Here is a 10583-nt window from a genome sequence, read left to right on the forward strand (position 1 = left end):
AATTTGTTGTTACGTACTATCGGTAACAGCAAATTGCCTTTTATTTTTTAGCACTAATAAAGTAAAAAGGTAAAAAATGTGAGTGTTATTATTTGAGTTTATTATTGTTTGTTTATATTATAAAGTTAGAAACTTATTAATGATAAGTTTTGAGGGGCATATGATGTGTACATAGGAAAAAGCCTCAAATGAAAATTGGAGGGAATTATGATGGCAAAAGATTTTTACTCAGCGATTGAAGACAGAAGATCTATTTACGCAATTAGTAAAGAACAAGTAGTTTCGGATGAAAAAATTCAAGAAGTGATTTATCATGCTGTAAAACATACACCTTCAGCTTTTAACTCTCAGAGTGCTCGCGTTGTCGTCTTACTTGGAGAACAACACGATAAGTTATGGGATATTACGAAAGAAACGTTACGAAAAATTGTACCTGAAAATAACTTCGCTTCTACGGAAGAAAAAATGAATGCATTTAAAAGTGGTTATGGAACAGTTCTATACTTCGAAGATAGTGAAGTGGTGGAAGAACTGCAAGAAAAATTTGCATTATACAAAGAGAACTTTCCAATTTGGTCTCAGCAATCCTCTGGAATGTTACAATTTGCAATTTGGACAGCTTTGGAAATTGAAGGGTTTGGTGCTACATTGCAACATTACAATCCATTAATTGATGAAGAAGTGAGAAAAGAATGGGGAGTTCCAGAAAATTGGAAGCTTATTGCGCAAATGCCGTTTGGTAAATCGGTTGTACCTGCAGGTGAAAAAGAATACCAGCCTTTAGAAAACCGTGTAAAAATTTATAAATAATGTAGGAACGAGTGGGGGAATTGTTTATCCTCCACTAATTATTATTTGAACCAATCGGGGTTTTACTACTTATAAAAAGGTGAACAGGGATACAACCTGTTCACCTTTTTATAAGTAGTAAGGATTTTTTTGATAGGAATTTTTCATCTGATTTTTTAATTCGTTTTTACGTGTTTCAATAGTTGATATTTTTTGTAAGGTAATAATTGAAACGAATTGAAAAAAAGCATAGTACAGTTCTATATTTTTATTTATAGGATCATCTATTATGTTATTCATAAATATACCTCCCTTTTGATTCCACTATTTGCAAGCAATAAAACGCTCATCTTAAAATTCAATTGCTTTCCGTGTAGGGTAAATAAAATGTGTATAGATTAAGACGCTACTATATATATGATAATATAAATACCCTATAAATTCCATAGACAGTTAAAAATGGGTAGCGGAATGTGTACTTTCGTCAAATTAGAACAGAATTTTTGAAGTTAAATCTTACAAATCGTCAAATCTTTTTAAAAGTGATAGATAGTATCAAAAATAGTTTTCTAAAAATATTATACTATTGATAAAAAAAGTGTTTTTTGTCATGATAAGAGTATACTTCATAGGAGGAACTATAATAGGAAATACATTCTTTGCATTGTGTTAGATGAATAGAATTTTTTAAGTGGATAGAAAATATATACTAAGATAATGAATGGTATGTCGAATTTTCAATAAAATACATAAGAAATATAAAAAAAGCATTGCAAAAAGAGTAATTTTAATGGTAAAGTTCACATGAAGTTCACACGAATTTCACTTCGCTCATTTAAAATGAACTCTGTGTGAAAAATAAAACTCTTGTTAAAAAATGGAACTTAATGAATATTTTACTTTGATAATATTGTAAAGTATTAAGTTTATAAGTTTTTTTTAAGAGGATAGTAGGGAAAGGAAGTAAAGACAACTTATGAAAAAAGTAATTGCAGGTTTAGCAGTAGCTTCAGTAGCAGGTGTTGCAGTTCCAGGTATGGATTCTGCTCATGCACAAGTTTCAAACGAAGCGCTAAAAGAAATTAATGGACAAACTCAAACACAAACGACTGTAACTGAAACAAAAACTGTAGAAACAAAATCCGACTTAAAATACACAGTAACTGCTGATGTATTAAATGTTCGTTCAGGTGCTGGTACAGGACATAGCGTTATTTCTAAAGTAAAACAAGGTCAAGTACTACAAGTAATTGGACAAGAAAACGGTTGGTTCAAAGTAACTGTAAACGGTCAAACTGGTTATGTAAGTGGTGACTTCGTAACGACTGGTGGTAAAACAGGAACTACTGTTCAACAAGGAACTGGTACTTACACAGTAAACGTTTCTTCACTTAACGTACGTACAGGCCCAAGTACATCTCATACAGTATTAGGCTCTGTAAATAAAGGTAAAACAGTACAAGTTGTTGGTGAAGTACAAGATTGGTTTAAAATCAACTTCAATGGTGGAACTGGATACGTAAGCAAAGACTTCGTAACAAAAGGTGGTTCTGCTGTATCTAACCAAACACAACAACCAACTACAAACAACAATACTACTACAGTTCAAACTGGTGGTTCTTATGTTGTTAACACTGGTGCTTTAAAAGTACGTACAGGCCCAGCTACATACAACGCTGTAATCGGTGGTGTAACAAACGGTACAGTATTAAACGTTACTGGCGCTGAAAATGGTTGGTACAAAATTAACCATAACGGCCGTACAGGTTACGTAAGTGCAGACTTCGTTAAGTTTGTAAAAGGCGGAGTAAACAACGTTACAAATAACAATAACGTTACAAATAACGTTCAACAACCAGGTAAAGACGTACAAAAACCAACAACAGGTGGAGATACATCTTCAATCGCTGGATTCGCTAGATCTTTAAATGGTTCACCATACAGAACTGCTGGTACAACACCTGCTGGTTTTGACTGCAGTGGATTCATTCACTACGTATTAAATCAAACTGGTCATAAAGGTGCTCGTCAAACAGTTGCTGGATACTGGAGCTCTAAAACAAAAACTAGCAATCCACAACCAGGTGATTTAGTATACTTCCAAAATACTTATAAATCAGGTCCTTCTCACATGGGCGTTTACTTAGGAAACGGTCAGTTCATTAGTGCAGAAACTGATGCAACTGGTGTACGTATTAGTTCTGTAAGTAACTCTTACTGGAGCAAGCACCTATTAGGTTACACAAAAGCATACTAAGAAAAAGTAGTTTATATACTTTTTGTATAGAGAAAAGGCTTTCCAGGGAAACTTGGGAAGCCTTTTTATAGTTGAATAAACTGGGAGTGTAGTAGTTTTTACTGTAATTTCCCATTTAAAAATCGAGCGTATAGGTCATGAAAGTAGTTCGGACGAAACAAGTTAGCTGCATGTCCTGCAAGCGGTATTTCTGTATATAAAACGTTTGGAAGAATAGACTTTAAATCAAAAAGGCAAGATTTATAGAGATGATCATGTTCACCCATTACCCATAGAATAGGGTGGGGAAGTGATTTTAATTTAGATTTCAAATCGAATTCTAATCGGTGTCGTAATGATTGGGCAATAATTGATGAATGTAATTGCAATCCGAAACGGTAATAAATATTTCTTGAAATGACTGCGAACGGATTTGCTTTTAGTATGCCACTTGGAAAAATGGTATTTGCGTATTGAGAGAGCCATTTAGAGTAATCGTCTCCTCGCTTCTCCCAAAACTTTTGAAATACGTTATATAAAAGGGAAGGGTTATTATAATGTCCACCAATATGACAAATGCTCAAAACTTTTTCTGGATGCATTTGTGCAAAAATGGTAGAGATATAACAGCCGTAGCTTAAAGCGCAAATATGAGCTTTTTGAATGCCTTCTTTTTCGTATAAATTCAATAATTGATCTACGAGACGCTGTAATGAAAATTCGATAGCTTCTCCTTTATCATCGCCGTGACCTAATAAGTCATAAGTAATAACGTTGTAAGAGGCGGAAAATCGTTTATGCTCTTTTTTGAAGGCACGACGATTGCCGACTAATCCATGAATAAAAATAATTGTTTCCTTTTCGGAATGTATATTTGTTTGCAAAAAGGATACTCCTTTCAATAACGGGAGATTTATATAGTATTGTAAATTGATTATTTATCATTCGCATAGAATAATATTTAGCACTAGGTAATAATATCAGATATTTATATCTGTTGTAAAGATGAGTTTTTATGTATATTTTGTAAAAATAGAAAAAGTGTGTTTACATTCAGTTTACATTCGTATTGTATTCTACTTTTAGAAAGAAAAGTTTGGTTTAACACGAGGAGATGACAGAAATGGAAGTTAAAAATGAAATGAAGAAAAAAGGGAGCTGGAGGCAGTTTTTACGCCTTATTCAAGATACAAATCCTCCGAAAGGGATATTAATTTTTGCGTTATTCATGAGTTTACTTTCTACAGGAGCGAGTTTATTTATTCCGATGTTAACAAAAGGATTAGTAGATAATTTTTCACTTTCGTCAATTAGTACAGGACAAATTGTTGGGCTAGTTGCCTTCTTTATTATGCAAACTATAGCTGCAGGATTATCTATATATTTATTAAATTATATAGGACAGAAGATTGTAGCTGGATTAAGAGAACGTTTGTGGAAAAAGGTACTTATATTGCCAGTATCTTATTATGATCAAAATAGAACAGGCGATACAATTAGCCGAATGACAAATGATACAGGTGTTGTGAAGACATTAATTTCTGAGCATTTGTCAAATTTATTAACAGGCGGTATTTCAATTGTCGGATCATTAATCGTATTATTTGTTTTAGATTGGAAAATGACACTTTTAATTTTAACGGTTATTCCATTATCAGTACTTATTTTAGTTCCACTTGGACGAAAAATGTATAAGATTTCAAAAGCACTTCAAGATGAAACGGCTTCTTTTACAAGTGTGCTAACGCAAGTATTATCAGAAATTCGTTTAGTGAAATCTTCGAACACAGAAAAAAGAGAATATGAAACTGGAAATAAAGGTATCGAAAAGTTATTGCAATTTGGTTTGAAAGAAGGGAAAGTGCAAGCGTTAATTTCACCAGTTATGTCGTTTGTTTTAATGGCATTGCTTGTTATTATCGTAGGGTATGGTGGGATGCGTGTTTCTAGCGGTGCATTAACTACAGGTGAACTTGTAGCGTTTATTTTATATTTAGTTCAAATTATAATGCCGATGAGTCAATTATCTATGTTCTTTACACAATTCCAAAAGGCAATTGGTGCAACGGAAAGAATTAATACAATTTTAGAATATGAAGTAGAAGATCATGAAACAGGTGTGAAAGTCACAAATGCTAAGCAGCCAATCGTTCTTGAAAATGTACATTTCGAGTATAACGAAGAAGAGCAAGTGTTAAAGAATATTGATTTCACAATTGAATCAGGAAAAGTAACAGCAATCGTAGGACCAAGTGGTAGCGGGAAAACGACGTTATTCTCATTGTTAGAACGTTTTTATGAGCCAACTAGCGGTGCTATTAAATTAGGGAAAGATACAATTACGAACTATTCGTTACAGTCATGGCGACGTCAAATTGGTTACGTTTCACAAGATAGTCCGTTAATTGATGGAACGATTCGGGATAATATTTGTTACGGCGTTGAGGGAGAAGTGACAGATGAAGAAATTGAAAAAGTAGCGGCGATGGCATATGTGGATGCATTTATTCATGATTTGCCAAATGGATATGCAACAGAAGTTGGAGAACGTGGTGTGAAACTTTCTGGAGGACAAAGACAGCGAATTGCCATTGCCCGAGCGTTACTTCGAAATCCACAAATTCTTATGTTAGATGAAGCAACTTCTAGTTTAGATAGTAAATCAGAGTCTGTCGTTCAAAAGGCATTAAATAACTTAATGAAAGGCAGAACAACGTTAGTTATTGCACATAGACTTTCTACTGTAGTAGATGCAGATAAAATTATCTTTATAGAAAAAGGGAATCTTACAGGTAGTGGTACACATGATGAATTGTTACGCACACATGACATGTATCGTGAATTTGCAACGCAACAATTGAAAATTAAAGAGGGCGTATTATAAAATGAATCATCAGTGGGGCTTATACTCCGCTGGTGATTCATTTTTAAAAGTTATATGAAAGATGCTACGTAGAAAGGAGAGGTTTTCTTTGCTACCAAAAATTTTAATAGTAGATGACGATCCGCATATTAGAGAACTTGTTTCTGTATTTTTAGAGCGGGAAGGATTTCAAACATATGAAGCAATTGATGGTCTAGATGCACTTCAAAAAATAGATGAAGTGAAAGTTGATATGGTTATTCTTGATATCATGATGCCGAATATGGATGGATTTGATGTATGTTTTGAATTAAGGAAATACTATGATATTCCGATTTTGATGTTAACTGCTAAAGGAGAAACGTCTCAAAAAGTAAAAGGATTTCATCTTGGAACGGATGATTATCTTGTAAAACCATTTGATCCGATAGAACTAGTAGTGAGAGTTAAGGCGTTATTGAAACGTTACCAAATTACAGTATCGCAATCAATTCAAGTTGGAAATGTACTGTTAAATCGTAAAACATTTGAAGTTACAATTGGTGAACAAACAGTTACGTTACCACTAAAAGAATTCGAATTGCTATTTACTTTAGGCTCTAAAGCGGGAAGAACTTGTTCGAGAGAGCAATTAATTGAAGATGTATGGGGATATGATTTTGAAGGAAATGAGCGAACATTAGATGTTCATATGAATCGGTTACGTGAGAAGTTCCAAGAAGAGAAATCGAGATTTAGTATTAAAACGATAAGAGGCTTAGGATATCGCTTAGAGGTAAGTAAATGAGAAGAAGAGAGCGAATGAGTAAATTCAAGATGCTAAAAGTAACGGGAGCGATAATAGCACTCTTTTCTTTTCTTACTATTATTTGGTCTACAGCATTTTATGTATCATCTAGTATATTGGATGCACTTGCAATACATTTATCTCCTTTTGTTACCTACCTCATTAGTGACATACTCAGTTTTATATTTATGATTCTTCTTTGGATATTAATTGCAGTATTAATGAGACCGAAGCGAGAGGCGATGATTTGGACTATTATTGAACCGATACAAAAAATTGCAAAAGGGGACTTCTCCGTCAAAATACGAAATGAAGAGAAATATGATGGAGAAATTGGTGTGCTCGTAAAAAGTATAAATGATATGACAGATGAACTAAATGCGATGGAGAAAATGCGCCAGGAATTTGTATCGAATGTTTCTCATGAAATACAGTCACCATTAACTTCTATAAAAGGATTTGCTAGAGCGCTACAAGATAACAATCTTTCCGAGGAAAAGAGAGAGCATTACCTTACCATTATTGAAACGGAAACGACGAGATTATCTAAACTAAGTCAAAATTTACTGAAGCTTACCCTTTTAGAGTCGGAAGAATATACACCAGAAAGAGTAACTTATCGATTAGATCAACAGTTAAAGCAAATTGTGTTAAATAGTGAACCGCTCTGGGCTGAAAAAGAAATTGAATTGGAACTTAATTTAGAGAAAGTGCACATTACTGCTGACCAAGAAAGTATGAGTCAAGTTTGGATTAATTTAATTCATAATAGTATTAAATTTACTCCAAGTGGTGGCACAATTACAATCCAGTTAAAAGAATATGAGAAAGTAGTGGAAGTACGTATTCGCGATTCGGGAATTGGGATATCTGAAGAACAGAAGCAACATATTTTTGAGCGCTTTTATAAAGCGGATTCTTCACGAAATCGTGCTTATGGAGGGAGTGGCTTAGGTTTGGCTATCGTAAAAAAAGTACTCGACCTTCATCAAGGAGAAATAAAAGTCGAGAGTGAGGAAGGCAGTGGTACGGAATTTATTGTACGTATTCCGAATCATGAAGAGAAATAGTGTTAGAAGGGGAACCTTCTAACACTATTTTTCTTTAAAAATACATTTCCCATTACTGCAACTATATTGATAAGCTTTTCCTTCATTATTCATCTTTTTTAAAGTCAACGTATGCTTCTGCACCGTTTTTATCATCATCTATATCAATGAAATGAACGTGTCGTATAGAATAATCCTTTTTTTCACTTAAACCTCTTTCTTGTAAGTTCGTATGAATCCCTTGTATTAGTTGATCGAACAGTGACCAGTTTAAATTGAGATGCTCAAATGATTCAGTATGTCTTCCTAAAATGCCATTGTCTTGTATTATTTTTTTATTATTATCGTATGTATAAGAGTATGTAAAATAAGGTTCGTCTTTATATACTACTGTTGCATAATAGCCGATATTATAAAGGGAAGTATATTTTCCGGTTATGCTTTGTATTTCTTTTTGCTTATATCCTTTTATAGTATGGAGATATTCGTTAGTTTCTTTTTCTATTACTTTATAATATAGTGGATTACCAAATATAAAGTACATAGCCAAAAATATGCTAAATAGTCCGACTGCAGATAGTGACAAGAACCATTTTTTCTTTTCATACGCATATGCTCTCCTTTATGGAATTTATTTCTATTTTACATGAATTATGGCAAAAAGATGAGAATTATAAATAAGAACTTTCTATAGTTACCTACAAGTAACCTACGCACATGAAAGTGCATCATTGCCTTTTTACATAAACATAGATACAATTTTAATATAATACATAACTGAGATGATTAAGGAGTGTTATACTTGGCAGAATTATTACAAGGCAAAAATGCTTTAATTACAGGAGCAGGTAGAGGGATTGGTCGCGCTGTAGCGATCGCATTAGCGAAAGAGGGCGTAAATGTAGGTCTTTTAGCTCGCTCAGAAGAAAACTTAAAAGCTGTAGCGAAAGAAGTAGAAGCAGAAGGCGTAAAAGCTGTTATTGCGACTGCTGATGTTTCTTCATATGAAGAAGTGACTACTGCAATTGAGACGTTAAAAAACGGTTTAGGATCTATCGATATTTTAATTAATAACGCTGGTATTTCTAAGTTCGGTAAGTTTTTAGAACTAGACGTTGCTGATTGGGAAAAAATCATTCAAGTAAACTTAATGGGTGTATACTATGCAACTCGTGCAGCTTTACCAAGCATGATTGAACAACAATCTGGTGATATCATTAACATTTCATCTACAGCAGGACAAAAAGGTGCACCTGTAACAAGTGCATATAGTGCTTCTAAATTTGGTGTTCTTGGCTTAACAGAATCGTTAGCGATGGAAGTTCGTAAACATAACATTCGCGTAACTGCTTTAACTCCAAGTACAGTAGCAACAGATATGGCTGTAGATTTAGGGCTAACTGATGGAAATCCTGATAAAGTTATGCAAGCAGAAGATATTGCAGAGTTTATCGTAGCGCAGCTGAAATTAAATAAACGTACATTTATTAAATCAGCAGGACTTTGGTCTACTAATCCGTAAGGGATACATGTATAAACAAAAGAAGGGATATCTATTTTGTAATGAAGTAGATGTCCCTTCTTTATTTTTTGTATATAAGGCGGAATTTTCTGTATAATTAAAAGTGAATAGTAGAAAAGTATTGAAAGCGATGGTATTTCCATAAGTATGATTGAGAAGTGGACGGCTGTTGATCAATATATGAGTGATGTATGAATACCGAAAGATTTTACATTTTCGTAAAAGAATAACGAAAGGAGATAAATAGAATGAAAAAGATGTTTGAAAAATTATAACTTGTATCGTATACAACGCAGTTAGCTCGTGGACCTCCAACATACTTCAAAATATAAGTTTATATTAAAAATTGGAGGTTAGGAATAGATGAGAACTGAAAAAGAAATGCTGGACTTAATTATAAATACAGCAAAAGAGGATGAAAGAATCCGAGCAGTTATTATGAATGGATCACGTGTAAATCCGAATGTGAAAAAAGATTGTTTTCAAGACTTTGATATTATTTACGCTGTAAAAGATATACGAACTTTTACGTCTAATCATAATTGGATTCATAAATTTGGAGAAATAATGATTGTACAAATGCCAGAAGAAATGTCATTAATTCCAGCAGATGAAGACGGGAAGTTTCCGTATTTAATGCAGTTCATGGATGGAAATCGGATTGATTTAACATTAGTTCCGGTTGATTTAATAAAAAAGTTCGTTGGACAAGATAGTTTAAGTAAATTACTTCTCGATAAAGATAATTGTATGGAAGAATTCCCGCCAGCAAGCGATAAAGATTACTTAATAAAAAAGCCTACAGAAAAAGAGTTTTTAGGTTGCTGTAATGAATTTTGGTGGTGTAGTACGAATGTGGCAAAAGGGTTATGGAGAGAAGAGCTTTCTTATGCAAAAGGAATGCTTGAAGGACCAGTGCGAGATATGTTCATAGTAATGCTAGAATGGCATATTGGTATGAAAACAGACTTTACAGTTAATGCAGGTAAATTTGGAAAGCATTTTGAGCAATATTTTGAAGGGGAAATGTGGGAGCAATTTAAGAGGACATTTTCTAATGCGGAATATGAAAACATATGGGAGTCATTCTTTGTCATGGGTAATTTATTTAGGGAAGTGGCGAATGAAATTGCTAACGCTTATGGATATCCGTACCCGCAAGGTGATGATGACAGAGTGACAAGTTATTTAAAACATGTGAAAGCTTTACCGAAAGATAGTACATCAATTTATTAATAATAGTCAGCAGTAAGACTGTCCTACTCTGTAAACTAAATAAGTAGTAATGCCTATTTTTCTTTATAAATACAAGAAGAATCATATAATGTGTAACATTA

9 protein-coding genes and 1 pseudogene are annotated in these 10583 nt (G+C 33.5%); 7 read left to right on the plus strand and 3 right to left on the minus strand.

Annotated elements, in window-relative coordinates; genetic code table 11:
- Window positions 1–207 precede the first annotated feature (207 nt).
- Entirely contained in the window at window positions 208–810 is a 603-nt protein-coding gene (locus tag PDQ33_RS21325; protein WP_270393957.1) for a nitroreductase family protein, read from the plus strand.
- A 108-nt stretch (window positions 811–918) separates the two neighbouring features.
- Here the strand turns inward: PDQ33_RS21325 and PDQ33_RS21330 are convergent, their stop codons facing one another.
- The gene (locus PDQ33_RS21330) at window positions 919–1089 is read right to left on the minus strand and encodes a hypothetical protein (protein ID WP_001059583.1); all 171 of its coding nucleotides are present in this window, start codon (window positions 1087–1089) and stop codon (window positions 919–921) included.
- 676 nt (window positions 1090–1765) lie between these two features.
- Here PDQ33_RS21330 and entFM point away from each other — a divergent pair.
- The gene (gene entFM / locus PDQ33_RS21335) at window positions 1766–3046 is read left to right on the plus strand and encodes an enterotoxin EntFM (RefSeq protein ID WP_000755553.1); all 1281 of its coding nucleotides are present in this window, start codon (window positions 1766–1768) and stop codon (window positions 3044–3046) included.
- Window positions 3047–3144: 98 nt separating this feature from the next.
- On the opposite strand, the gene PDQ33_RS21340 is transcribed toward entFM, so the two are convergent.
- Window positions 3145–3909 carry an alpha/beta fold hydrolase gene (locus PDQ33_RS21340; protein WP_061130948.1) on the minus strand — a complete coding sequence of 255 codons (765 nt, stop codon included), beginning with the start codon at window positions 3907–3909 and terminating at the stop codon, window positions 3145–3147.
- 239 nt (window positions 3910–4148) lie between these two features.
- Between PDQ33_RS21340 and PDQ33_RS21345 the strand changes: the two genes are divergently transcribed.
- The 3 genes from PDQ33_RS21345 (at window position 4149) to hitS (ending at window position 7745) form a co-directional block, all read left to right on the plus strand.
- Window positions 4149–5909, plus strand: a complete 1761-nt coding sequence (locus tag PDQ33_RS21345) for an ABC transporter ATP-binding protein (protein ID WP_270756551.1) — start codon at window positions 4149–4151, stop codon at window positions 5907–5909.
- An 88-nt stretch (window positions 5910–5997) separates the two neighbouring features.
- Complete coding sequence (hitR, locus tag PDQ33_RS21350) at window positions 5998–6675, plus strand: envelope stress response regulator transcription factor HitR (protein ID WP_000937025.1); 678 nt, start codon at window positions 5998–6000, stop codon at window positions 6673–6675.
- Window positions 6672–7745 (plus strand): envelope stress sensor histidine kinase HitS, encoded by a 1074-nt coding sequence (gene hitS / locus PDQ33_RS21355; protein WP_061130947.1) that lies wholly within the window; start codon window positions 6672–6674, stop codon window positions 7743–7745. Before hitR ends, hitS begins: the two co-directional genes overlap by 4 nt.
- Window positions 7746–7769: 24 nt before the next feature.
- Here the strand turns inward: hitS and PDQ33_RS21360 are convergent.
- Window positions 7770–8268: pseudogene (locus tag PDQ33_RS21360) on the minus strand (DUF3139 domain-containing protein).
- A gap of 258 nt (window positions 8269–8526) precedes the next feature.
- On the opposite strand from PDQ33_RS21360, the gene PDQ33_RS21365 reads away from it, so the two are divergent.
- Entirely contained in the window at window positions 8527–9246 is a 720-nt protein-coding gene (locus PDQ33_RS21365) for a 3-ketoacyl-ACP reductase (protein WP_000818985.1), read from the plus strand.
- Window positions 9247–9609: 363 nt separating this feature from the next.
- Window positions 9610–10482 (plus strand): aminoglycoside 6-adenylyltransferase, encoded by an 873-nt coding sequence (locus PDQ33_RS21370; RefSeq protein ID WP_061130946.1) that lies wholly within the window; start codon window positions 9610–9612, stop codon window positions 10480–10482.
- Window positions 10483–10583: the final 101 nt, after the last annotated feature.

Origin of the sequence: Bacillus cereus group sp. Bc031, assembly GCF_027716265.1 — a bacterium.
In the GTDB taxonomy this organism is placed as follows: Bacteria; Bacillota; Bacilli; order Bacillales; family Bacillaceae_G; genus Bacillus_A; species Bacillus_A paranthracis.